Genomic DNA, 22256 nt, shown 5'->3' with positions numbered 1-22256 from the left:
TTTCCGGCCGGTGACGATCCCACGACCGCCGTGGGTCGAGGGTCCTGTTCGTCCCCCGTGGGGTCGGCACCATTGGCTGGGACGGGCCGCGACCGTCCCTTGGTCGCGGCCCCCTGCAGTTCCCCTACTTCGGCTGCGCCTTCTCCCGCACCCCCGCAGGCTCCGGGTACCCCACGAGCGTCCCGTCGGTGTGCTGCACCTCGTCCTCCCACGGCACCCGGTACTCCCCCGCGACGAGGTCACGCATGTACGTGTACGGGTTGTCGGTCGCGCCGCCCTCCACGGATACGTACCCGCGGTGGCCGAGCTGGTAGATGTTGTTCTCCACGCCCCACGTGCGGCGGGCCTCGTCGGCCTGGGCCGGGACGACCGCGGCGGTGACGATGCGGTCCGGCAGGCCGTCGCCCTCCTCGATGATCGACCCGTCGAACCCGCACACCATGGCTTCGCCCTGCGACCAGATGCCGGCCTCGTCGGCCCCGGCGAGGCACACCGAGGCCGTGAACGCGAGGTTGGTGAACGCGTTGACGATGTTCGTCGCACGCCAGCTGTGCTTGATCGGGTACGTGTACCCCGCGGTGCGCAGGATGACGTTGGCCCCCCGGTACGCGGCCTCCCGGGCGACCTCGGGCAGCTGACCGTCGTGGCAGATGATGAGCCCGAGCTTGGACCCCTTGGGCCCGTCGCACACCGGGATGCCGGTGTCGCCCGGAGCCCACGGCTCGAGCGGCACCCAGGGGTGCAGCTTGCGGTAGACGAGCTGCACGGTGCCGGCGTCGTCGACGATGATCCCCGTGTTGAAGGGCGCACCGCCGGGGTTGCGCTCCATGACGGAGAAGCAGCCCCACATCGACGCCTCCGCGCAGGCGGCAGCGAGGGTCGCGACCTCGAGGCCGTCGACGTCGAGCAGCAGCTCGTCGTTCAGCCAGTTCTCGGGAGCGAGCCCGATGGTGCTGTACTCCGGGAAGACGAGGAGGTCGAGCGTCGGCATGCCGCGCTTGGCGCCGCGGACCATCCCCGCGATCCGGTCGACCGTGCTGAGCACGTCGTCGCGGGTCGCGATGTGCGGCACGGCGAACTGCACGAGGCCGAGGACGAGGGCGCCGGGCGCCGGGTTGAGACCACCGAGTCCGTTCATGCGGACACCCCGTCGAGAGCGAGGTCCGTGACGGGGTTCTTCAGCGACGCGATGAATGCCTCCGACGTCGCGACGGCCCCGAATACACCGCCCTGCATCTTGATCATCTCGAGCGCCGCGAGGTAGTTCTCGTAGACGGTCGCGCCCGTGCAGTCGGACAGCAGGAGGCACTCGTACCCGCGGTCGTTGGCGTCGCGCATCGTCGTGTGGACGCAGACGTCCGTCGTGATGCCCGTGAAGATGAGGTGCGTGATGCCACGGTTGCGCAGGATGAGGTCGAAGTCCGTGGCGTAGAACGAGCCCTTGCCGGGCTTGTCGATGATCGGCTCGCCCGGGAGGGGCGCGACCTCGGGGACGATCTCCCAGCCCGGTTCCCCACGGGTGAGGATGCGGCCGCACGGGCCGGCGTCGCCGATGCCCGCGTTGATCCGCTTGGACCGCCACAGCTTGTTGGCCGGCAGGTCCGCGAGGTCGGGGCGGTGGCCCTCACGGGTGTGGATGATGAGCAGCCCCGCTGCACGCGCCACCTCGAGCATCGCGGCGGTCGGCGCGAGGCCCGCGCGGGTGAGCTCGAGGTCGTAGCCCATGGCGTCGACGTAGCCGCCCTCGCCGCAGAAGTCGACCTGCCAGTCGATGTTCACCACGGCCGTCGTGGCCGCGGAGAAGGTGCCGTCGAACGGCCACGTGTAGGGCTCGGCGTCGACCGCGGGGAAGTGTGCGGCGCCCGGGTGCTGGTCCATGTCAGTGCTCCTTGGGTGCGGTGGAAGAGGTGGCGACGAGCGCCGGGGCTGCGGCGAGAAGGGCCTGGTCGGGACGTGGTGCGACGGGCGGGGCGACGGCTCCGGACGACGCCGCCCACGCGGCGACGACCTCGGCCGTGGTGCCGACGGCGCCGAAGATCCCGCCGGACGTCTCGACCATCCCGCGGGACGCGGCCGCGAGCGCCGGGTCCGCGGAGATGCAGGCGTCGATGACGAGGAGGACCTCGTACCCGCGGTCGTTCGCGGCCCGCATCGTCGAGTGCACCTCCGCCTCGAGGGGCGACCCCGCGAGGACGAGACGCCGGATGCGGGCCCCGGTGAGGACGAGCTCGAGGTCGGACTCGTAGAAGGCGTCCACGCCCCGCGCAGCGAGTCGGTGGGTGATGAGGTGGTACGTCGTGCGGTCGTTGCTCGGAGCGGCGTCGTCGGGCAGCGCGGACGCGCCCGCCGACTCCGGGCGGGCCCCGCCCGCGCCGCGCCGGAGCGCGACGGCGGGCAGGGTCGTGGTGACGTGGATGATCGGGGCTCCGGCCGCGGCCGCGGCCCCGACCAGGGCGGCGACGGCGTCCCGCGCCGCCCCGCCCGTGGCCGACGCCACGTCTGTTCCGCCATGCCCGCCCCGCTCGACGAGGAGCAACGCGGTGCCTGCCTCGCCGAACAGGCCGTCGTACGGCCACGGGTAGGGAGTGGTGTCGGCGACGTGCATGCTCAGCCGGCCAGGTTCCCGGTCACGCCCGCGACGAAGTAGTCCATCTGGTCGGCGTCGGCGGGGGTGAGGGTCGTGCCCTCGGGGATGACGGGCGTGACGCCGTCCTGGCCCAGGATCGGGCCGGTGAAGGGGGTCCAGCCGTCGGAGAGCTGCGCCTGGGCTGCGTCGATGAGCGCCTTCGTGTCCGGGGTCACCGACGCGCCGAGGGGCGACGGGACGAACGGGCTGTTGCCGTCCGCGGCGCCGCCGCGGAAGTTCGCGTTGTACTCGCTGCCGATGAAGTCGCCGTCGATGATCGTCTCGACGATCGACGGGTACAGGCCCGTCCAGTCCCACTGCGAGCCGGCGAGCCAGCCCTCGGGTGCGAGCTCGGACGCGTCCGCGTGGAACCCGACGCTGTAGACGCCCGCGGCCTCGGCCGCCTCGATGATCGTCTTGGTGCAGTCCTGGTGCTGGGTGAGGACATCGGCGCCCTGGCTGATGAGCGACGCTGCACGGTCGGCCTGCGTCGCGGGGTCGCACCAGCTCGTCGTGGAGACCGCGATGGTCTTCACGTCCGGGTTGACGGACTGCGCGCCGAGCGTGAAGGCGTTGATGTTGGCGAGCACCTGGGGCACGGGGTAGCCGTAGACGAAGCCGAGGACACCGGTCTCCGTCGCCGCACCGGCGGCGATCCCGGCGAGGTACACGGGCTCGTACACGGTGCCGTAGTACGTGCCGAGGTTCTCCGGCGAGGAGTCGTCGATGAGCCCGCCCTGGTGCATGACGGCCACGTCGGGGTTGGCTTCGGCGACCTGACGCGCGGCGTCGAGGTGCCCGAAGCTCGTCGCGAACAGGACGGTGGCGCCCTGGTCGACCATCGTCTGCAGGGCCTCGACGGCCTGGTCGTTCTCGGGGATGTTGTACGCCTCGAGGATCTCGAGGTCCGGGTTGGCCTCGGCGACGGCCTGGATGCCGTCGTAGACGGCCTGGTTGTAGCCGAAGTCGTCCTTGGGGCCGACGGCGATGAAGCCGATCGTCGTGGCGTCCTCACCGGGTGCGCCGTCGGACGAGGACTCGCCGGCGCTGGACTCGGTGGCGCTCGTGCAGGCGCTCAGGGCGAGGGTGAGGATCGATGCACCGGCGAGCACGGAGACGAGTCGCTGGCGGGTGGTCGGGGTGCGGCGTGCGGAGAGGGTCATGGTGATCCTTCGGTGCGTGAGGTGGGGGCTTCGGGTGGACGGGCGCCGGGGGTGGTGCGCCCGCCCGGTCAGGCCTTGGCGGTGTCGAGGACCTTGAGCAGCTCGTCGGGAGCCTTGCGGAGGGTGCGTTTGCCGAGGACGGTGAGGACGACGAGGGTCATGAGGAACGGGATGGCGTTGAGCGCGAACTGGTTGACGTCCACGCCGTTCGCCTGGAGGACCGAGGCGAGGGACAGTGCGGCGCCGAAGAGGTACGCGCCGAGGAGGACGTTCACGGGGTGCCACATCGCGAAGATCACGAGGGACACGGCGATGAACCCGCGGCCGGCGATCATGTTCTCGAACCAGCTGTTGGCGTAGGCGATGGAGATGTGCGCCCCACCGATGCCGGCGAGCGCCCCGCCGGCGACGACGGCGACGTACCGGACGGCCTTGACGGAGTAGCCGTTGACGCCGAGGGCGTCGGCCCGCTCCCCTGCGGAGCGCAGGAGCAGCCCGGCACGGGTGCGGAACATGACCCAGGCGACGAGCGGGACCACGATGTAGCCCGCGTAGACGAGCGGGTCGTGGTTGAACAGCACGGGCCCGATGAGGGGGATGTCGCCGAGGACCGGGATCTTCACGGTGGTGAAGGCGGTGATCTGGCGGCTGACGTAGTCGACGCCGAACAGCGCGGTGAGGCCGAGGGACAGGAAGAACAGCGTGAGGCCGCTCGCGTACTGGTTGGCGCCGCGGCTCACGACGAGGATCGCGTGGATGAGGGAGAGCAGCGCTCCGGCCGCGGCGCCGCCGAGGACCCCGAGCCACGGGCTGCCCGTGTGGTAGGTCACCGCGTAGCCGCCGAGCGCCCCGACGAGCATGGAGCCCTCGGTACCGAGGTTGATGACGCCGGCTCGCTCGGAGATGGTCTCGCCCAGGCCCGCGAACAGCAGGGACGTGCCGCCGCGGACGCCTCCGGAGAGGATGTCGATGATCATGCGTTGGCCTTCCGTGAGGACGTCCAGCCGAGCACCGCGACGAGGACGAGCCCCATGAGGATGTTCACGGAGGCTGCGGGCAGCCCGGACGAGATCTGGAGCGTGTTGCCGGTGATGGCGATCGCGGCGACGGCGACGGCGGAGACGAGCACCGCGAGGGGCCGGTGCCGGGCGAGCCAGCTGGCGAGGAACCCGATGTAGCCGATGTTCGCGCCGAACGTCGGGCGGAGCTTGTACTCGGCCCCCGCGAGGTGGAGGTACCCGGCGAGGCCGGCGAGGACGCCGCCGAGGACGAGCGCGGAGAGCAGGAGCGTGGTGACGGGGAGCCCTGCGCGGCGTGCCGCCTCGGGGTTGCCGCCGACGACGGTGAGGCGGAAGCCCCACGTGGTGCGGGTGAACGCGAACCAGATGACGACCGCGGCGACGACGGCGACGACGATGCCGACGTGCACGCCGGAGGTGCCGAGCAGCGGGAGCTTGGCACCGGGCCCGATCTCCGGGCTCGTCGCCTGCCCCATCGCCGCCTTGTCCCGCCAGCTGCCGAGGATGAGGAAGAGCATGAGGTACAGGGCGACGAAGTTCAGCAGGACCGTGGTGACGGCCTCGTTGACGTTGCCGAACAAGCGCAGCGCCGCGGCGATCCCGGCCCACAGGCCACCGGCGACGACGGCCGCGACGACCATGGCGGTGACGGCCACCGCGGGTGCGGCGTCGACCCCGATCCACATGCCGACCCCGGCGGCGGCGACGGCCCCGACGATGACCTGGCCCTCACCACCGACGTTGACGAGTCCCGCCCGGCCGGGCACGACGACGGCGAGCGCCGCGAGCGCGAAAGGTGTGGCGCGCACGAGGATCCGCTCGATCTGGCGGGGTTCGGTGAGCACCGACGACCAGATGGTGCCGAAGACGGCGAGCGGGTCGACGCCCTGGGTGGCGATGAAGGCGCTGAAGATGACGAGGGACGCGACGAGCGCGGTGATCCACCGTGCGGCGGTCCCTGCTGCCGACGTGAGCCGCGGGGATCCGACGACGGTGCCTTCGATGACGTCCTTGGTGCCCACGACGGTGCCGGTCATGCGGCACCACCCAGCATGAGGCGCCCGAGCGCCATCCGGTCGGCGTCGGCGGCGGGCACGACGCCCGCGACGTGGCCGTCGTGCATGACGACGATGCGGTCTGCCATGGCGATGAGCTCCTCCAGGTCCTCGGACACCATGAGCACGGCGGCTCCGGCGGCACGTTGCTCGAGCAGCACCTCCTGGGTGCGTCGGGCGTTGGCGATGTCGAGCCCGCGGCTCGGGTAGGCGGCGACGACGACGGGCGAGGAGGTGCTCAGCTCGCGGGTGAGGACGACGCGCTGGATGTTCCCGCCGGACAGGCTGGACAGCACGCGCTGCGGTGCGGCGATGTGCAGCCCGACGGCGGCGTCCGCCTCGCTCGTGCGCAGCGCGACCTTCTGCCAGTCGATGCCGACGCCCTTGCGGGGGACCTCGCGCCCGTCGAGCACCATGTGCTGCAGGACGGTGAGGCCGGGGACGACGGAGTCGGCGACGGGGTCCTCGGGGATGGCGGCGACGGCGCCGAGGCCGGCGGGCTTGCCGTCGGCGTCGACGATCTCGACGTGCCCGGAGGTCACGGGTCGGATGCCGAGGACGACCTCGCACAGCTCCTTCTGCCCGCTCCCGGCGACGCCGGCGATGCCGACGAGCTCTCCGGCGCGGACGTGGAGGTCGATGCCCTTGAGCGCCTCGTGCCCACGGTCCCCGTCGGCGCGCACGTCGGTGAGGGTGAGGAGGGTGGGGGCGTCGGGGTCCACGGGCCCGTGCTCGCGCGGCAGGGCTGCGACGGCTCGGCCGACCATGGCCTCGATGAGCTCGGGGTCGGTGTAGTCGGCGGGCGTCACGGCGTTGAGCACGACGTGCCCGCCGCGCAGGATGGTGAGCCGGTCCGCGATGGCGCGGACCTCGTTGAGCTTGTGGGTGACGATGACGACGCCGAGGCCCTCGGCCGTGAGGCGACCGACGACGTCGAACAACGACTGGACCTCCTGGGGCGCGAGGACGCTCGTCGGCTCGTCGAGGATGACGAGGCGGGCGCCGGCCATGAGCACCTTGAGGATCTCGACGCGCTGGCGCTCCCCGATGGACAGCTGGCGCACCTGGGCGCGGGGGTCGACGTCCAGGCCGTAGGAACGGCTCGCCTCCTCGATGCGGGCGACGAGGCGGTCCATCCGGAGCCGGAACCCGGTCGGCAGCGAGAGGGCGACGTTCTCGGCGACGGTGAGCGCGGGCACGAGGCGCAGGTCCTGGAAGACCATCCCGATGCCGAGCGCCCGCGCGTGGGCCGGGTTTCCGGGGGTGACGGGCTGGCCGTCGACGAACATGCGGCCGGCGTCGGGCTCGTACACCCCGAAGATCATCTTCAGCAGGGTGCTCTTGCCGGCGCCGTTCTCACCGGCGAGGGCGTGCACCTCGCCGTGCAGGACGGTGAGGTCGACGTCCGTGTTGGCGTGGACGTCACCGAACGACTTGGTGAACCCGACGACGTCGAGCAGTGCCTGCGTCTCGCCGATGCGACTCGGCGACCGTACGTCTGGTGACGCCTTCATCCTGCACCCCCGGCTGTATACACAGGTGTATGTGTCGTTGTATCCACGACGACGACAGTAGGGAGACGGCGTTTCCCCTGAACCGTCGCCCGGTAACGAGGGCGTTTCTTATCGGCGCCCAATGTTTCGATCATGTTGAGCAGCCGGACATTCCCGGTCAGGACGGCACGTCCTCGCTGGTCAGGGGCATATGGTGCTCCGATGACCCCTCTCGACGAGGCCCTCTCAGGGCTGCCCACGACCGGGCTCCCGCCGGTCCTGCTCGTGCACGGCGCGGGCACCACGTCACGCATCTGGGACGCGGTGCGCGCGGCGCTGGCGACCCTCGCCCCGGGGCTCACCGTGCACGCACCGGACCGCCGGTCGAGCGGGGACCTCGCCGAGGAGGTCGCCGACCTCGCTCCCCTCGCCGAGGGAGCGCTCGTCGTCGGGGTGAGCGGCGGCGCGACGCTCGGCCTCGCCATCGCGGCGAGCGACGTCCGGCTCGCCGGCGCGATCCTCCACGAGCCCGCCGTCGGCAGCCTCCTGCCCGGGCTGCTGGGGCCCGTGGCCGCCGCGTACGCCGAGGGTGGGGTGGCCGGGTTCGGTCGGACGCTCTACGGGCCGCTGTGGTCACCCGAGATGGCACCCGCCGACACCGACGCCGTCGGGCGGGACCTCGCGATGTTCCGGGCGTTCGAGCCGGCTGCGCCGACGGAGGGGCAGGGCCGGGTACTCGTCACCGTGGGGTCACAGTCCCCGCCCGCCCGGTACGACGCGGCGCGGGTGCTCGAGGAGACTTTCGGGATCCCTCACCACGTGATCGACGGGTGCGCGCACCTCGTCCAGCACGAGGCTCCGGCGGAGCTTGCGGCCCTCGTGGCTCACACCATGGCGACGCACAGCGCGAGCACGACCAGCACGGCCACCTAGGTCTCCATCGTCGGGATCATCGTCCCGACCCACCTACCTCTGGCCGTCGGACCCGTGCGTGGTCGAGCGGTTCGTCGTGCCACCGTGCCATTCGAGCAGCAGGAGGGCTGCGTCGTCCTGCACGACGTTCTCGATGGTCTCGAGGAATGCACTCGAGATGTCCTGTGCCACGTTGCGGGGGTGCTGGTCAGCGGTGTCCCGCAGGGCACCGGAGAGGTCGAAGTTGGCGGCACTGCGCTCGAACATGCCGTCCGTCATCAGCAGCAGGCGGTCTCCCGGCGAGAGCTCGATCTCCTGCACCGCGTACTCGTGCTCCCGCAGACCGAACACGGGGTTGTCGGCCGTCGCGACGCGGGTGACGTGCCCGTCGTGGAGGAGGAGGGCGCCGGGGTGCCCGGCGTTGATGATCCGCGCGAGGGTGCGCTCCTCGCCCTCGCCGTCGCTCTCCGCGCCCGCGGACGGGAGGTCGATCTCCAGGAGCATGCCGGTGACGAGATTCCCCCGGTCGTCCGTGCCGAGCAGTGCCGCGTTGGCAGCGTCGGCCTGCTCGACCAAGGACTTCCCCGCGCGCCGGGCATGACGCAGCGCGTTGACGGTCAGCGTCGACAGCAGGGCGGCGCGCAGGTCGTGCCCCACCGCGTCGGTGAGCGAGGCTGTGAGGCGCTCCGCGGACGCCACGTAGTCGAAGGTGTCGCCCGCTGCGCTGGCCGACGGCTCGAGCCAACCGGCGATCGTGAAGGAGCCGCCCTCGCACACGTAGCCGAGCGGCAGCAGCCGCCGCTGGATCTCGCGGGGCAGCGTGAACTCCGCGGACCGCATCGCCGTCTCGTACGTGTCCGTGTGGCGCTGGTTGGCGACCATGACGTACCCGAGGGCGTGCGCGACCGTCGCCAGCTGCTGCGCTTCCTCGGGATCAAGCTCGGCGCCCTGGCCATCGTCGGAATCGGTCCTGGACCCGCGGTCGGGCATCTGCACGGCCAGCACCCCGAGGGCGTCACCCCGCACCGTGACCGGCGCGTACACCCGCCCCCCGCCGACGGACACCGTCTGCTGCTCACGCCAGGCGCGGCCCGGGTCGGAGTCGGACAGCGTGAATCGGGCCTTCGGGTCGGCGTGGTCGATGAGCGCGTTGCCCGCCGCGTCGGCGATGAGGAACGTGGCCGACTCGACGCCCAACGACCGGCGCAGCGCATCGACGGCGGCGGACAGGGCGTTGGCCGGCGACACGTTCTCAGCAGCCGTGAGCAGGGCACCGACATCGACAGCGGGGGTAGCTGGCATCACCGCAGCATGGCATAGCGGCATGGACGTCGCACCGCGGCATCGATCCACAGGTTGATTGGGAAGCGCCCCAGGCTGGTGCACCGGAGACGTGCGGGCGGTGCGCACCCCGTCAGCGGTGGCGGGCCCCCCGGAACGGTGTCACTGTTGCCGACGGCACGCTCAAGAAAAGTGGTGGGCCACCCCCACACACACAACGGAGCACCCTTTCATGAGCGCAACGAACACCCGCCCGGCGACGCACGACACCCTCCGCGCACGGAGCACCGGCCTCGCGGTCGCCGCGGCCGGCATCATCGTCTTCAACGTCTCGCCCCTGCTCAACTGGGTCAACCCGGAAGACGGCGCCGACCCGCGCACCGGTTACGAGACCGACTCCCTCATCCCCTTCATCGCCTACCTCGGGCTCGGCCTGCTCGTCGCGATGGTCTACGCCGGCAAGCGCGCCCGTCGTGGCCAGCACCGCGGCCTGACGCTCGTCTCCGGGGCGGTCGGCATCGCCGCCACCATCCAGTGCCTCGCCTTCGGCCTCAACCCGATGGGCGGCCTCGAGCGCGGCGACGACCTCGCGACGGACATCGGCGTCTGGGTCGGCCTCATCGGCGCGATCGTCTGGACCATCGGTTCCTTCATGTTCGCCAAGGAGACCGAGGGCGACGACGAGCACCACACCACCACGACGCGCTGATCCCCGCACGGGACACCTGCCCGGCGTCCCGCAGCGTGACCTGAGCGACGACCATCGCGCACGACGATGCCCGCCCTCCTCTCGCGGAGGGCGGGCATCGTCACGTCACAGCCTCTGAGCCTGGATGCGCAGAGCGGCAGCAGCGAGGCGCGCGGGCTCGGGGCCACCGAAGACGTCGTGGAAGTCAGGGCTCGTCTCGTACATGGTGGCGACGCCGCAGATCATCGCGGCGGAGGTCTCGCGGTCGCCTGCGTGGGTGGGGGTGCCGGGGATCTCGGCGAACCAGGCCACATGCGCGGTCGCGTGCTCCTGCGCCGCCGGGGAGTCGGGGACCTCGCCGGCGGCGTGGAGCTCGGTCCAGCGGCGCAGGAGCGCCTCGGACCGCGCCTTCCAGTCACGCTGCTCGCTGAGGGTCTTCGTGTGCCACCACGTGTTCGACGCGTCGAACGCCTCGCGGCCCCACCGGCGGACGACCTCGTCCTCGTAGCGGTCGTTGAAGCCGTCGAGCATGACGTCCATCCGGGGTTCGAGACCTTCCCGGCGCATCTGCACCGTGTGCTCGACGGCTCGGATCCGACGGTCGAGAGCGTCGCGGTCCTTGGTCAGCTGCTCCAGGTGCTCGAGCAGCGCGTCGACCTCCGCGCCCGCCGAGGCGTCGAGCACCGCCGCGATCTGCGCCAGAGGCATGCCCGTGTCGCGCAGCAGGAGGATGCGCTGGAGCCGTGCGACCGCGCCCGCCCCGTAGTACCGGTAGCCGTTGGACCCGACGCGGTCGGGCTCGAGCAGGCCGATGCGGTGGTAGTGGCGCAACGCCCGGCCGCTGATCCCGGCGCGCTCGGCCACCTCGTGCACCGTCCACTCCACCGCTGCCCCCACCCCGTCGACGTGCTCGGACGTCGTCAGTGTGCCGCCTCCGCTGACAGTCCGAGCGCAGACAGGGCGACGTCGAGGATGTCGGACACCGGGGTGTGGACGCTCTGGGCTGCTGTCCTCCCGGTCGCGTCGAGGTAGGCGCGGACGAGACGGGCGCCCGCGGCGTAGCCCGCGCCCGTCGGGAGGCCGACCGGCTGGGCGCCGAACAGCTCGGCGCTGCTGTCCCCCAGCACCCATGACGCGAAGTCGGACATGCCGGTGACGCCGAGCCCGGTGGCGACCTTCGCGAGCACCGCGTCGTCGCCCCGGGTCTGGTCGCTGACGAAGTGCGTGGAACCAGCCGGCCCGTACAGCTCGGTGGCGAAGGTGTCGGCGAGGCCCTCGGAGATGACGTGCTCACCGACGGTCACCGTGGCGGGGTCCCACACGACACCCCCGGGCGAGTAGCGCAGGTTGTGGTGCAGCTCGTGGACGACGATCGCCTCTAGGCGGTCGAGGACCCGGGCGGTGGGCCACACGGTGAGGACGATGTACCCGCTGATGCCGCCGAAGCCCGACAGGCCCTGGACCTCGCTCATGAAGTGCGCGTTGGTCGGGTCACCGAGGACGAGGAGCACCCGGAGATCCGGCACGACGAGCCCGGGTGCGGCGGCGACCAGTGCGGCGGTGCCGACGTCGAGGGCGGCACCGACGCGCATCCACGCATCTGCTGCGACGAGGGCGTCGATCCCCTCACGGACCCGCTCGTCCACGTCCGCCGACGCTCCCACCGGGAACCCGAAGCCCTGCTGGTGGATGGTGGCAAGGTCGACCCCGCCGGGGATGAAGCGGTACATGCCTGCCATGGGTGCCCAGAGGTCGCGGACCTCATCGGCCCGGTCTGCGGGCTCGGCCTCGAGGACGCGTCGCATACCCGCAGCGCTGTCGATCACTGTGATGGTCATGTCGCCGATCCTCGACGTTGCCGTAGCGGCAAGGTCAAGGCCGCACCCCGGCCGAGGGATTTCGCCGGACGGCTACCGGCCGAGGAAGCGGGCGAAGATGCCGGGCTTCTTGGCTGCGGGCTCGTGCCCCGGGCAGCGCTGGGGGCCGGGGACTCCCTTCATCACCTGGTCCACGTGCTGTCCGCACCCGGCCCAGGTCGTCTTGCCGCACTGCTTGCACGTTGTTGCCCTGCACATGTGTCGCCTTCTTCCCGTGGGCGTGCCGATCGAGCACCGGCACGAGCGATAACATACCCCCGGGGGTATGTTGCGGTCCACGTGACGACGGTCATCATCGGAGGGATCGCATGAACCCCAGCCAGCCGACCCCCCTCCCGACTCATGGTCGACGAGCTGGAGAAGGTGTTCCTCACCCTCGCGTGAGGCGCGGAGGGCGATTTCTCCCAGGCGGTCATCCGCGCTAGATTGCCACGATGTGTCCCATTGCGGTCACGGTCAGCATCCCCGTCCGCGGCCGCGCCACAGCAGCGTCGTGCTGCCGGTCGGCACTCGGGTTGAGGGCGCCGGATCAGGCACCACTCGACGGACGTGGCGGTGAACGTGTCGTGGTGTGGCTAAGCGATGATCAGCGTCGCGATCATCATCAGTGCCGGCATCGACGACGTCACCCCGATCGCCGCAACACGAGAAGAGGACCAGATCATGGCTGACGAAGGAACCGAACGGACTCCCTTCTCGCGCCCTGGCTTCGTTGTCGCAGCAGTCGTCCTGGCGGCGTTTGTGGTCGGGATGATCGTCGCCGTGACCGTCGCCATGGGAGACGACGACTCCAGCGAGCCAGTCGGGTCGGCCAGTGCTAGCGAGAGCGCAACCGCCGAGCCGTCCGCGGACGGGGCTGACGCAAGCGTGTGCGGACTCGACGGTGAGGTGCTGAGCGGCACGCTCACGACCTCACCTGACGCTGAATGGCAGTACCAGGGAACGACGGCCTACCCGACCTCACCTGAGTTCGGCCCGGCAGAGACCACCGCGAGCGGTGTACGGACGTGCTTCCAGCGCTCTCCGACCGGAGCCCTCTTCATGGCAGCGAACGCGTTGACTCAAGCTTCCGACCCGGCAACAGCAGTGGAGTGGGCTGAATACGTCCTCGCGGACGGGCAGTACTACGACCAGCTACAGGCCGAACTGGGCACTCCGGAGGGAAGCGAGGGACGCGTGGGCCTCGCGGGTTTCCGTGTCCTCAACTATGACGGCGACACCGCCCGCATCGATCTCGCCCTAACCACTGCAAGTAGTACTGGCCAGGCGGTTTATGTCTCAGGTGTCTACGAGTTGGTGTGGCAGGACGGTGACTGGAAGGTCAGCACCGACGTGGCCGAGCCCCTCAATGTTGCTCTTATCCCGAATTTGAGCGGCTACGTTTCCTGGGGAGAGTGATTCTGAGTGTGCGTCGTGGTCAACCAGGAATGCTGGCGAGAGTCCTCCCGACTCATGGTCGACGAGCTGGAGAAGTTGTTCCTCACCCTCGCGTGAGGCGCGGACGGCCCCTTCTTCTCGCGAGCGGCCGGCGGCGCTAGATTGCCACGATGAAGCCCTTAGCGGTCACAGTCGGCATCCCCGTTCGCAACCTCGCCGCGGCAACGTCGTGGTACCGGTCAGCGCTCGGGTTGAGTGCACCTGACCTCGAGCCGCTCGACGGGCTCGTCGAGTTCAACCTCGGTCGCTTCTGGCTCCAGCTCGCCCTCTCGCCCGAGACCGCCGGCAACGACGGGATCTCCGTCAACATCAGCGTCGATGATGCATCCGCGGAGCGCGCGCGGCTCGTCGACCTCGGCCTCGAGGTGACCGAGATGCAGAGGTATGACGGGGTCGTCGAGTTCTTCGAGCTCGTCGATCCCGACGGCAACAAGATCGGCTTCGTCACCGAGATCGGCTGACCGGGTGTTAAAAGTGGCGGGCTTGGCTCAGCCAGGACCAGGCGTCTGTTCCGAGCCATCACCAACTCGGAGCCTGCCCAATCACAGGTGACATTCTCTTCGAAACTCAAAAAGGTCAGCAATGGCAGAGCGCCCAAAGTTGTCGCACTCGCCATCGCCCTCAGGGACAGCCCGGAAGAAGGCTTGGCTAGAATCGAGGGATGACCATGGGGGATCGACGAACAAGGGCAGCAGCCTCCGCGGCACTCATCGCGCAGACAGTCGTCCTCTTCCGTTCGACCGCAGCCGATAATCGCCCGCTCGCGGTATCCGGGTGAAGTGATGGCAGCGCCCAGTGGACAACGTGGCTCGGCGATTGCGGGTCTGGTGGTCGGTCTCGGACTAGCGGTCGCTGGCTGGTTCGCCATCGGACCCGATCACCTCGTCTACGCGGTCGTTGTCCAGTGCGCCTTTCTCTTCATGGCGCTCCTGGCGGGTCCTGCACTGGTGGATGTTGCCCGCGACCGCTACCGGGTCAGACCATTCGAGCCACGGATCTACACGCTGCTGGGAGCGGAGGCACTCCGACGTTTACTCGGCCTCGTCGGCTGGAACAGGGTAATCAAACAGATGCGTCGAACAGAGCAAGGAGCGTCAGGGACAGACGGGTTGCTTAGAGGGACCGAGCTGTCCGAAACCGGTCACCTTCTCGGCTTCTCCGCTACCGCAGTACTGGCCATCATTGCCGCGGCTACATCACACCCTCGAGGCGCTGCACAGATTCTGTTTCTCGGGATAATCCTTCATGTGTATCCCGTCATGATCCAGCGCATCGTCCGCTTCAGAATCGCCAGCCATCGAACCAACATCACTGGAAGCGGCCGCTGAGGGATTTATCCCTACGCGAACCGTCCTGAAGTCACCGCGCTCGAGCTGAAGGCCGCGGCTGAGGCGGTCTGGCCCGCCATGGCCGTCGCGGGCGTACGAGTTCCACCGTCCGAGGATCCGTTCTGCACCATCCGCCTCGCCCACGTAGAGACGACCAGTACTGGCGTCAGCGATGAGGTAGATCCCCTGGACCGCGCCCAGCGCTGTACGCCATGCCGAATGGGTCGGCGATCTCCATCACCGGAAATTCGGCGGCGCTTGTTCCGCTTTTTTGGCGCAGCACCACCACCCGTCGCGGGTCGAAGTTCGCAGCCTGAACGATGTGGCTCAGGAGAATGCGTCCGTCAGGAGATGGCGCGACTGTCCTGCTCGTCGATGTCAGACGTCACGCGTCCTGCTCGCCGCCGTACTCGACGATGAGAGCGTCGAACCCGCTCCCCGGGCTCACCCGTCCTCGGCCAGCCGCTGGAACAGGAGGTGGTCCTGCCACGCACCAGCGATCTTCAGATAGCGGGGGGCGAGTCCGTACTCGTCGAAGCCGTTCCGCCGCAGGACCGCTTGGGACGCGACGTTGTTGAGGAGCGTCTCTCCTTGCACGCGGTGCAGGTGGAGCTCGGAGAAGGCGTGCTCGAGCGCGGCGGCGACGGCCTGGGTCGCGAGACCCTGACCGGTCCGCTCCTCCGCCAGCCAGTAGCTCATGCTGCACGACTGGAACGCACCCCTCACCACACCGCTGAGCGTCAGTCGTCCAGCGACAGCGCCCTCGTCGTCGAGGATGACGAACGGCACCGCTTCCCCTGCCGCATGACGGGCCAGCGCCGCCTCGATGTCCGCGGCCTGCCCGCCGACAGTGAAGTACTCCTCGCCGCGCACCGGCTCCCACGGGGCCAGAAATGTGCGATTGCGCTCCTGCAGGCGCGCGAGGTCAGCGGCGTCGGCGCGGGTGATCCGACGGATGCGGGGCATTCTCCTAGTTTTGCAGGCACCCCGACCAGCACCGACCACCGCTGGACCCGCTCATGTCCCGACTCCCGGACGAGAAGAGCTAGCTCACCTGGCTCAACCTCTCCACTCCCTCCCTTGATATGCAAGCGGGAACTTGCCTATTCTGGGCGGGTGGCGGACGTCTACCGAGCGATCAGTGACGAGACACGACGCGCACTGCTCGACGAGCTCCTCGAGCGCGACGAGCAGACACTGTTCGAGCTCCGCTCGAAGCTCGCGATGAAGCACGACCTGACGCCCTCGCGGCAGGCCGTCTCGCAGCATCTCGACGTGCTGGAACAGGCCGGCCTGGTGCGCACCGAACGCCGCGGCCGGTACAAGCTCCACACCATCGACACGACACCGCTGTCGGAGATCTCGACCCGATGGCCCCCGAGAGAGGCGAGACCATGAAGCTCCAGACCGTGAGCATCTTCGTCGACGACCAGCAGCGTGCCCTCGACTTCTACACGTCCCGGCTGGGCTTCGTCGTCAATGACGACGTCCCGCTGGGCGAGCACCGGTGGCTCACCGTCGTCGACCCCGAGCGCCCCGACGGAACGCAGATCTCGCTCGAACCGAAGGGGCACCCCGCGGTCGTCCCGTTCACCGACGCCCTCGTCGGCGACGGCATCCCGTTCTGCGTCCTCGGCGTCGACGACGTGCAGGCCGAGTACGACCGCCTCGTCGCGCTGGGCGAGACCTTCACCCAGCCCCCCACCCCCATGGGCCCGGTCATCACCGCCGTGCTCGACGACACGTGCGGCAACCTCCTGCAACTCGCCCAGTGGGTCGGGTGAGCCGAGGTGCGGTGAGGACCAGGACGACGGCGACCCCGACGACGAGCGCGGGAGGGTGAGTGGACGAGTGCTCCATGGCGATCGAGCCCCTTGCCTGAGGGCGCCGCGAACGGACGCCGATCGGGTGTGCCGCCGGGATGAGGCGAGGGGAGCCCTACGGACGAATCGCGCATCAGGCAGTACCCCGGGGTGATCCTCTAGGTGCCAGCTGCCGGACTGTGTGCTGTCGGACGCACCAGCGCGGCGGTGAGCGCCTCGGCGTCGTCCTGCCATCCCGGCCACCCGCAGGACGCACCGATCCCGTGCAACGCCATCATCACGGCACCCGACGTCAGACCGTCATCGACCTCACCGCCCCGGACGGCTGCGGCCACGAGGTCGGCGACCGCCGCTTCGAGCGCTCGCCCCCCGTCGGCCTGCGTGTCGGCCTGCGGCCACACGAGCGCGCCAAGCGTCCGCGCGAACGCCGGCTGTGCGGCCACCCGGCGCACGAAGTCACGCAGGAACGCCGCGAGGGCCTCACGCGGCGGAAGCTCGCTCAGGAGATGTCGGGCGTGCTCGCACAGCGCCTCGACCTCGTCGGCGTAGACCGCGGCCGCGAGCGCGTCGCGGGTCGGGAAGTGACGGTAGAGCGTTCCCACACCGACGCCGGCGAGGGACGCGAAGTCGTCGAAGCGGCGGTCGATCTCGCCGCGCTCGAAGGCGGCGCGTGCTGCCGCGATGATCGCCTGGCGGTTACGGACGGCGTCGGCGCGCCGGGCTGCTGGCACGTCGCCCCCCTTCCTTGACACGGGGGAGACTACCTCCCTAGCCTCCAAGTGGAGATCATCTCCACTTGATCCCCCGTCGATACGAGGTGCTGCTCCGTGAAGATCTTCATGCTCGGTCGGGGCGCGATCGCCACGATCTACGGGTGGGCGCTGGGACAGGCGGGCCACGACGTCGAGTTCCTCGTGCGCCCGGGCCGCGCGGCCCAGTACGGCAACACCGTCGACCTCGACCTGCTCGATGCGCGACGCCGCCCCTGGGGGCAGCGCGTCGGCGGGTCGTGGCCGCTGCGCCTGCGCGAGGAGCTGGAACCGGGGCACGACATCGACCTCATCGTCGTCAGCGTCGGCCACCACCACCTGTCCGAGGCCGCCGCGTTCCTGGCACCCCGCATCGGGACCGCGACCGTGCTCGTGTTCGGGAACGTCTGGGACGAGCCGGTCGACGCCGTCGCCCCGCTCCCGGTGCACCAACTCGCATGGGGCTTCCCGCGGGCCGGCGGCGGGTTCGACGAGGACGGAGTCCTGCGCGGGGCACTCATGCGCACGGTCGTGCTCGGCACCCTCGGCACTGCTCCGACGAGCCGGGAGACCCGCGTGCGGGAGGTGTTCGCGAGCGCCGCCCTGGTCGTCTCCGAGCAACCCGACCTCCGGGGCTGGCTCTGGACCCACGTCGTCGCCGACGCCGGGATGCACTCCCAGGGCCTGCGCCTCGGGTCCCTCTCCGCCATGCTCGGCGATCGCCACAGCTTCCGGGAGGCCCTGCTCACGAGCCGTGAGCTCCTGCCCCTGCTGGCCGCCCGAGGTGTGGATCTGCGACGTCACCGCACCAGCACGGCCCTCTTCCGCGGCCCCACGCTGCTGACGGCCCCGGTGATGACGGCCCTGACCGCACGCGTCCCCCTCGCCCGCGCAAGCCTCGCGGCACACACCGACCCCCGTGCGCAGGAGCCACGCAGCGTCGTGCGGGACGTCCTGCGCGAGGCCCGGCGCCTCGGGGTGCCGACGCCCCGGCTCGACGCGGCCGCCGCGCTCTGATCGCCTTGGTCGGTGCGCGGCGAGACAAGTACGCCGCTTCGGAGGGATGAGGACGTTGGTCCCGCGGAACGCTCCACCCGGCTGAACTAGGTTCGGAGCGTGGCTCTGCCACCTGTGACGACTCCCAGCCCCCACGCGCATCCAGAGCGCGTCGTCACGCATTGACTTCCTGAAGGACGCACCCATGGCCTCTCTGTTCTCCGACTTCCAGCTCAAGGACCTCACCCTCCCCAACCGGATCGTCATGGGTCCCATGACCCGTGCCAGGGCGACCCCCGAGGGCGTCCCTACTCCGATGATGGCCGTGCACTACGCGCAGCGGGCTTCGGCCGGGCTCATCATCGCGGAAGGCACGTGGCCCGATCGCCGCGGCCAGGGCTACTTCGACATCCCGGGCATCACCACCGATGAGCAGGAGGCGGGCTGGCGCGTGGTGACCGACGCCGTTCATGCTGCGGGCGGTCGGATCTTCCTGCAGTCGGAGCACACTGGCCGCGTCGGCCACGAGCTCAACAACGGTGGGCTCCAGATGGTGTCCTCGACGGCGGCTCCCGCCGACCACAAGATCTTCACCCGCCAGGACGGTTACCGGCAGATGACCGAGAACGTCCACGCGCTCACGACGGACGAGGTCGAGGCGGTCATCGAGGACTACTACCGCGCCGCCGTCCGTACCAAGGCCGCAGGCTTCGACGGCATCGAGCTGCATGCCGCGTCCGGCTACCTGCCGCACCAGTTCCTCTCCGACGTCGCCAACGACCGGACGGACGAGTTCGGAGGGACGCCGCACAAGCGCACCGAGTTCGTGGTCCGCGTGCTGCGACGACTCATCGACGCGTGGGGGTCGAGCCACCGGATCGGCGTCAAGATCTCGCCGAACATCGTCTACAACGGGATCTCGGAGAACGAGGCAGAGGAGACGTACGCCGTACTGCTCGAGCGGCTCAACGAGCTCGACCTTGCATACGTCGGCTTCCAGACACCCGAGAGCCTGTGCAGTCTCGCGGGAGCGGACACGAACCTCGGGAGCGGCAAGATCTGGCACCGCTTCCCGTACCAGTTCGTCCGCGAGCGGTACAACGGCATCGTCATGGCGGCGGGCGACCTCACGAAGGACCTCGCGCAGGATGCGCTCGATGCCGAGAAGGCTGACCTGTTCGTGTTCGGTCGCGCCTACATGACCAACCCGGACCTGGTGGAACGGATGGAGCACGACCGTCCACTCAACCCGCTCGACATGAACGGCGCCTACGGCGGCGGCGAGGAAGGCTACAACGACTACCAGACGTGGGAGCAGCAGAACGCCCACGCCCAGGACTTGGTCGGCAGCTGACCCCGCCCTCCGTCAAGGCTCAGGCCGCAACATCGGGGGCGGTAGCGGCTTGGCGCTGGTGGCCGAAGGTCGGATTCCTGCCAAACAGATCCTCAGAGCACGCCGCATCGCATCGGCCGCCGCGTCGTCGTCGGAGGCCGACACGATCGATGCCGCGACCATGGTCGTGATGAGGTGCAGATCCCTGACTGTGACGTCCGTCCGCACGCTACCGGCGAGCGACGCAGCTGCCAACGCCTTGTCGAAGAGGGCCTCGATCCGGCGGGCCGCCTCGACGAGCACATCCTCGTGAGAATCGACCTGCCCTAGGTGCGTCACGAGGCCTGGCATATCGGCCATGTACCAACCGTTCTCCACCAGGAGGCGCTCGAGCAGATCATCGCCCTCGTACTCTGCGACGAAGACCTCGAGACGGTGCAGCCGATCTTCCAGTACTGCGGCGACGAGGACGGTTCTGTCTGGGAAATGCCGGTAAACCGTCGCCCGGCCCAGCCCAGCAAGCCGGGCCACCTGAGCGATGGAAGCGTCGGGACCGCGACGCCGGAAGGTCGAGGCCGCCGCGGCGATGATCGCCGCTCGATGGCGCACCACGTCGCCTCGGGGGGTCATGCCGGTAAGAGTATCGCTGCGCTAGCGGGCCCTGACGGGCACGAGCTAGCATCGCCCTGAAGGAAACTGAGACAACGATGCCTCACTTCAGCTCGGGTACCTGGATCTCAAGGACCGATGCAGCTCACTACGGAAGGAACCTCATGGACGAGGTCGATGTTGTGGTCGTCGGAGCAGGAACTGGGATGCTGGCCGCGTTGACCGCGGCTGAGCAAGGTCTCTCAACCCTGGTGGTTGAGAAGAGCCCCCACGTCGGAGGGTCCACCTCCCTGTCGGGGGGTGGATTCTGGGTGCCAGGCAACTCGATCCTGCGAGAGAACGGGCAGCAGGACAGTCCCGGTCGTGTTCAGACCTACTTGCGCGAGGTCACCGGCGGCGAGGTGGAAGGTGAGCGGTGGCAGACTCACATCGACCACGGCCCTGACGCGATCGACGCGCTTCGTCGGCTGACCCCACTGCGCTTCCAGTTCATGCCCGAGTACGCCGACTACTTCCCGGAGCTGCCTGGCGGGTCGGCAACAGGGCGCGCGTGCGAACCCAAGCCGTTCGACGCGCGACGGCTGGGAGCCGACCGCAAGCTCCTACGTCCACCCTCGCTCACCGCACCGTTCCCGATGCCGATCACCAGCCGCGCCTACAAGTGGCTCAACCTCGTCGCCCGTAACCCGAAAGGGCTGCTCATGGGTGCGCGGCTGGCAGGCCTCGGCATCGGAGGCATGGGATTGAAGCGCGAGTACGTAGCCGGAGGGCAGGCCCTCGCCGCAGGACTGTTGTCCGGGCTCCGCTCCGCGGGTGTCCCGATCTGGACCGAGACCACTGTGGTGGACCTGGTTGTCGAGGAAGGCACAGTCACCGGCGTGGTCGTCGAGCGCAACGGAGAGCGTACGACCGTCCGCGCCCGCCGCGGCGTGATTCTCTCGAGCGGCGGTTTCGACCACAACGCGACCATGCGCTCGGAGCACCAGTCGCCGTACATCGACGGCTCCTGGAGCTTCGGAGCAGAGACCAACACCGGGGACATGATCCAGCTGGCCGAGAGCCACGGAGCAGACCTGACCTTCATGGACGCCGCTTGGTGGTTCCCGGCGATCCCCGTCCCTGGAGCTACGCCGGGTGCACTGCTCGCCGAGCGATCGCTCCCGGGGCAGATCATCGTCAATGCCCACGGTCACCGGTTCATGAACGAGGCGATCAACTACATGTCGGCGGGCCAGATCATCACCTCGCTCCACACGCCCGAGGACCCGCACATCCCCGCCTGGCTCGTGTTCGACCAGCGGTACCGCAACAGGTATCTGTTCGGTGGCGGCCTGTTCCCGCGTCAGCCTCTGCCGCGCGAGTGGTTCGACGCGGGCATCGCGAAGAAGGCCGACTCGTTGGAAGAGCTGGGCGCAACTCTCGCGATGCCCGACCTGCCCGAGACCGTAAAGCGGTTCAATCTCCTGGCGCACTCGGGGCGCGACGACGATTTCGGCCGTGGCGACAGTGCGTACGACCGGTACTACGGGGACCCGAGCATCACGCCCAACCCCTGCTTGGGTCCGATCGACCAGGGCCCGTACTACGCCGTGCAGGTCGTCCCCGGGGACCTGGGCACGTGCGGGGGTATCCGCGCGGACCGCTTCGCGCGTGCCCTGCGGTCCGACGGCTCCGTGATCCCTGGCCTGTACGCGACCGGGAACGCGGCAGGGAACGCGTTTGGGCGCGTCTACCCTGGGCCGGGAGCAACAATCGGCCAGGGACTCACCTACGGCTACGTCGCAGCACGCCATCTGGCTGGAGCAACGGAGCAACACTGACCGATGCCATCAGGGACCTGGACCGCTAGTTTGCGGTTGAGCCTGTA

General features: G+C 69.6%; 24 protein-coding genes. 10 read left to right on the top strand and 14 right to left on the bottom strand.

The window, feature by feature from the left end:
- Window positions 1-124: 124 nt before the first annotated feature.
- The 7 genes from AC54T1_RS03220 to AC54T1_RS03190 all read right to left on the bottom strand — a co-directional run bounded on the left by AC54T1_RS03220 (window position 125) and on the right by AC54T1_RS03190 (window position 7377).
- The gene (locus tag AC54T1_RS03220; protein WP_496911002.1) at window positions 125-1138 is read right to left on the bottom strand and encodes a formamidase; all 1014 of its coding nucleotides are present in this window, start codon (window positions 1136-1138) and stop codon (window positions 125-127) included.
- Window positions 1135-1878: a biuret amidohydrolase gene (gene biuH / locus AC54T1_RS03215; RefSeq protein ID WP_484343888.1), complete on the bottom strand. Its 744-nt coding sequence runs from the start codon at window positions 1876-1878 to the stop codon at window positions 1135-1137. Before biuH ends, AC54T1_RS03220 begins: the two co-directional genes overlap by 4 nt.
- 1 nt (window position 1879) lies before the next feature.
- Window positions 1880-2605, bottom strand: a complete 726-nt coding sequence (locus AC54T1_RS03210; RefSeq protein WP_496911001.1) for a cysteine hydrolase family protein — start codon at window positions 2603-2605, stop codon at window positions 1880-1882.
- A 2-nt stretch (window positions 2606-2607) separates the two neighbouring features.
- Entirely contained in the window at window positions 2608-3789 is a 1182-nt protein-coding gene (locus AC54T1_RS03205; RefSeq protein WP_484343886.1) for a BMP family ABC transporter substrate-binding protein, read from the bottom strand.
- Between the two features lie 68 nt (window positions 3790-3857).
- The gene (locus tag AC54T1_RS03200) at window positions 3858-4766 is read right to left on the bottom strand and encodes an ABC transporter permease (protein WP_484343885.1); all 909 of its coding nucleotides are present in this window, start codon (window positions 4764-4766) and stop codon (window positions 3858-3860) included.
- Window positions 4763-5845, bottom strand: a complete 1083-nt coding sequence (locus AC54T1_RS03195; RefSeq protein ID WP_484343884.1) for an ABC transporter permease — start codon at window positions 5843-5845, stop codon at window positions 4763-4765. Before AC54T1_RS03195 ends, AC54T1_RS03200 begins: the two co-directional genes overlap by 4 nt.
- The gene (locus tag AC54T1_RS03190) at window positions 5842-7377 is read right to left on the bottom strand and encodes an ABC transporter ATP-binding protein (protein ID WP_484343883.1); all 1536 of its coding nucleotides are present in this window, start codon (window positions 7375-7377) and stop codon (window positions 5842-5844) included. Before AC54T1_RS03190 ends, AC54T1_RS03195 begins: the two co-directional genes overlap by 4 nt.
- A 201-nt stretch (window positions 7378-7578) precedes the next feature.
- Here AC54T1_RS03190 and AC54T1_RS03185 point away from each other — a divergent pair, with 201 nt between their 5' ends.
- Window positions 7579-8289 (top strand): alpha/beta fold hydrolase, encoded by a 711-nt coding sequence (locus AC54T1_RS03185; protein ID WP_496911000.1) that lies wholly within the window; start codon window positions 7579-7581, stop codon window positions 8287-8289.
- A 33-nt stretch (window positions 8290-8322) separates the two neighbouring features.
- On the opposite strand, the gene AC54T1_RS03180 is transcribed toward AC54T1_RS03185, so the two are convergent.
- Window positions 8323-9570 carry a PP2C family protein-serine/threonine phosphatase gene (locus tag AC54T1_RS03180; RefSeq protein ID WP_496910999.1) on the bottom strand — a complete coding sequence of 416 codons (1248 nt, stop codon included), beginning with the start codon at window positions 9568-9570 and terminating at the stop codon, window positions 8323-8325.
- A gap of 211 nt (window positions 9571-9781) precedes the next feature.
- On the opposite strand from AC54T1_RS03180, the gene AC54T1_RS03175 reads away from it, so the two are divergent.
- A complete protein-coding gene (locus AC54T1_RS03175) occupies window positions 9782-10258 on the top strand; it encodes a hypothetical protein (RefSeq protein WP_484343880.1) in 477 nt (158 codons plus the stop codon).
- Between the two features lie 105 nt (window positions 10259-10363).
- Here AC54T1_RS03175 and AC54T1_RS03170 read toward each other — a convergent pair whose 3' ends face one another.
- The 3 genes from AC54T1_RS03170 to AC54T1_RS03160 form a co-directional block, all read right to left on the bottom strand.
- A complete protein-coding gene (locus AC54T1_RS03170) occupies window positions 10364-11122 on the bottom strand; it encodes a MerR family transcriptional regulator (RefSeq protein WP_496910998.1) in 759 nt (252 codons plus the stop codon).
- A gap of 35 nt (window positions 11123-11157) precedes the next feature.
- Window positions 11158-12075 (bottom strand): DUF2268 domain-containing putative Zn-dependent protease, encoded by a 918-nt coding sequence (locus tag AC54T1_RS03165; RefSeq protein WP_496910997.1) that lies wholly within the window; start codon window positions 12073-12075, stop codon window positions 11158-11160.
- A gap of 72 nt (window positions 12076-12147) precedes the next feature.
- Entirely contained in the window at window positions 12148-12312 is a 165-nt protein-coding gene (locus tag AC54T1_RS03160) for a DUF8730 family Cys-rich protein (RefSeq protein ID WP_496910996.1), read from the bottom strand.
- A gap of 384 nt (window positions 12313-12696) precedes the next feature.
- On the opposite strand from AC54T1_RS03160, the gene AC54T1_RS03155 reads away from it, so the two are divergent.
- From AC54T1_RS03155 to AC54T1_RS03145, 3 genes are all read left to right on the top strand, one after another.
- Window positions 12697-13512 (top strand): DUF8175 domain-containg protein, encoded by an 816-nt coding sequence (locus tag AC54T1_RS03155; protein WP_496910995.1) that lies wholly within the window; start codon window positions 12697-12699, stop codon window positions 13510-13512.
- Between the two features lie 149 nt (window positions 13513-13661).
- Entirely contained in the window at window positions 13662-14012 is a 351-nt protein-coding gene (locus tag AC54T1_RS03150; protein WP_496910994.1) for a VOC family protein, read from the top strand.
- A 321-nt stretch (window positions 14013-14333) separates the two neighbouring features.
- A complete protein-coding gene (locus tag AC54T1_RS03145; RefSeq protein WP_496911258.1) occupies window positions 14334-14879 on the top strand; it encodes a glycosyl-4,4'-diaponeurosporenoate acyltransferase CrtO family protein in 546 nt (181 codons plus the stop codon).
- A gap of 444 nt (window positions 14880-15323) precedes the next feature.
- Here the strand turns inward: AC54T1_RS03145 and AC54T1_RS03140 are convergent, their stop codons facing one another.
- Window positions 15324-15845, bottom strand: coding sequence for a GNAT family N-acetyltransferase (locus AC54T1_RS03140; RefSeq protein WP_496910993.1), 522 nt, complete (start codon window positions 15843-15845; stop codon window positions 15324-15326).
- A gap of 150 nt (window positions 15846-15995) precedes the next feature.
- Here AC54T1_RS03140 and AC54T1_RS03135 point away from each other — a divergent pair, with 150 nt between their 5' ends.
- Both AC54T1_RS03135 and AC54T1_RS03130 read left to right on the top strand, forming a co-directional pair.
- Window positions 15996-16277, top strand: a complete 282-nt coding sequence (locus tag AC54T1_RS03135) for an ArsR/SmtB family transcription factor (RefSeq protein ID WP_496910992.1) — start codon at window positions 15996-15998, stop codon at window positions 16275-16277.
- On the top strand, window positions 16274-16663 hold the full coding sequence (locus AC54T1_RS03130; protein WP_496910991.1) for a VOC family protein: 390 nt from the start codon (window positions 16274-16276) through the stop codon (window positions 16661-16663). The genes AC54T1_RS03135 and AC54T1_RS03130 overlap by 4 nt, the downstream gene beginning before the upstream one ends.
- 197 nt (window positions 16664-16860) lie before the next feature.
- On the opposite strand, the gene AC54T1_RS03125 is transcribed toward AC54T1_RS03130, so the two are convergent.
- A complete protein-coding gene (locus AC54T1_RS03125; protein WP_496910990.1) occupies window positions 16861-17433 on the bottom strand; it encodes a TetR/AcrR family transcriptional regulator in 573 nt (190 codons plus the stop codon).
- 96 nt (window positions 17434-17529) lie between these two features.
- Between AC54T1_RS03125 and AC54T1_RS03120 the strand changes: the two genes are divergently transcribed.
- Window positions 17530-18468 carry a ketopantoate reductase family protein gene (locus AC54T1_RS03120; protein ID WP_496910989.1) on the top strand — a complete coding sequence of 313 codons (939 nt, stop codon included), beginning with the start codon at window positions 17530-17532 and terminating at the stop codon, window positions 18466-18468.
- Between the two features lie 184 nt (window positions 18469-18652).
- Complete coding sequence (locus AC54T1_RS03115) at window positions 18653-19801, top strand: alkene reductase (RefSeq protein ID WP_496910988.1); 1149 nt, start codon at window positions 18653-18655, stop codon at window positions 19799-19801.
- Window positions 19802-19813: 12 nt separating this feature from the next.
- Here AC54T1_RS03115 and AC54T1_RS03110 read toward each other — a convergent pair whose 3' ends face one another.
- On the bottom strand, window positions 19814-20410 hold the full coding sequence (locus AC54T1_RS03110; protein WP_496910987.1) for a TetR/AcrR family transcriptional regulator: 597 nt from the start codon (window positions 20408-20410) through the stop codon (window positions 19814-19816).
- Window positions 20411-20487: 77 nt separating this feature from the next.
- Here AC54T1_RS03110 and AC54T1_RS03105 point away from each other — a divergent pair, with 77 nt between their 5' ends.
- Window positions 20488-22209 (top strand): FAD-dependent oxidoreductase, encoded by a 1722-nt coding sequence (locus tag AC54T1_RS03105; RefSeq protein ID WP_496910986.1) that lies wholly within the window; start codon window positions 20488-20490, stop codon window positions 22207-22209.
- Window positions 22210-22256: the final 47 nt, after the last annotated feature.

The sequence above is a fragment of the Sanguibacter sp. Z41_6 genome (assembly GCF_059621145.1).
Note: the sequence above shows the minus strand (reverse complement) of the source record. Positions and strands in the feature narration are given on the sequence as shown.

What these genes read in the sequence shown, in the direction of transcription:
- AC54T1_RS03220 (WP_496911002.1), bottom strand. Translation starts at nt 1,138, where the DNA reads ATGAACGGACTCGGTGGTCTCAACCCGGCGCCCGGCGCCCTCGTCCTC.
- biuH (WP_484343888.1), bottom strand. Translation starts at nt 1,878, where the DNA reads ATGGACCAGCACCCGGGCGCCGCACACTTCCCCGCGGTCGACGCCGAG.
- AC54T1_RS03210 (WP_496911001.1), bottom strand. Translation starts at nt 2,605, where the DNA reads ATGCACGTCGCCGACACCACTCCCTACCCGTGGCCGTACGACGGCCTG.
- AC54T1_RS03205 (WP_484343886.1), bottom strand. Translation starts at nt 3,789, where the DNA reads ATGACCCTCTCCGCACGCCGCACCCCGACCACCCGCCAGCGACTCGTC.
- AC54T1_RS03200 (WP_484343885.1), bottom strand. Translation starts at nt 4,766, where the DNA reads ATGATCATCGACATCCTCTCCGGAGGCGTCCGCGGCGGCACGTCCCTG.
- AC54T1_RS03195 (WP_484343884.1), bottom strand. Translation starts at nt 5,845, where the DNA reads ATGACCGGCACCGTCGTGGGCACCAAGGACGTCATCGAAGGCACCGTC.
- AC54T1_RS03190 (WP_484343883.1), bottom strand. Translation starts at nt 7,377, where the DNA reads ATGAAGGCGTCACCAGACGTACGGTCGCCGAGTCGCATCGGCGAGACG.
- AC54T1_RS03185 (WP_496911000.1), top strand. Translation starts at nt 7,579, where the DNA reads ATGACCCCTCTCGACGAGGCCCTCTCAGGGCTGCCCACGACCGGGCTC.
- AC54T1_RS03180 (WP_496910999.1), bottom strand. Translation starts at nt 9,570, where the DNA reads ATGCCAGCTACCCCCGCTGTCGATGTCGGTGCCCTGCTCACGGCTGCT.
- AC54T1_RS03175 (WP_484343880.1), top strand. Translation starts at nt 9,782, where the DNA reads ATGAGCGCAACGAACACCCGCCCGGCGACGCACGACACCCTCCGCGCA.
- AC54T1_RS03165 (WP_496910997.1), bottom strand. Translation starts at nt 12,075, where the DNA reads ATGACCATCACAGTGATCGACAGCGCTGCGGGTATGCGACGCGTCCTC.
- AC54T1_RS03160 (WP_496910996.1), bottom strand. Translation starts at nt 12,312, where the DNA reads ATGTGCAGGGCAACAACGTGCAAGCAGTGCGGCAAGACGACCTGGGCC.
- AC54T1_RS03155 (WP_496910995.1), top strand. Translation starts at nt 12,697, where the DNA reads ATGATCAGCGTCGCGATCATCATCAGTGCCGGCATCGACGACGTCACC.
- AC54T1_RS03150 (WP_496910994.1), top strand. Translation starts at nt 13,662, where the DNA reads ATGAAGCCCTTAGCGGTCACAGTCGGCATCCCCGTTCGCAACCTCGCC.
- AC54T1_RS03145 (WP_496911258.1), top strand. Translation starts at nt 14,334, where the DNA reads ATGGCAGCGCCCAGTGGACAACGTGGCTCGGCGATTGCGGGTCTGGTG.
- AC54T1_RS03140 (WP_496910993.1), bottom strand. Translation starts at nt 15,845, where the DNA reads ATGCCCCGCATCCGTCGGATCACCCGCGCCGACGCCGCTGACCTCGCG.
- AC54T1_RS03130 (WP_496910991.1), top strand. Translation starts at nt 16,274, where the DNA reads ATGAAGCTCCAGACCGTGAGCATCTTCGTCGACGACCAGCAGCGTGCC.
- AC54T1_RS03115 (WP_496910988.1), top strand. Translation starts at nt 18,653, where the DNA reads ATGGCCTCTCTGTTCTCCGACTTCCAGCTCAAGGACCTCACCCTCCCC.
- AC54T1_RS03110 (WP_496910987.1), bottom strand. Translation starts at nt 20,410, where the DNA reads ATGACCCCCCGAGGCGACGTGGTGCGCCATCGAGCGGCGATCATCGCC.
- AC54T1_RS03105 (WP_496910986.1), top strand. Translation starts at nt 20,488, where the DNA reads ATGCCTCACTTCAGCTCGGGTACCTGGATCTCAAGGACCGATGCAGCT.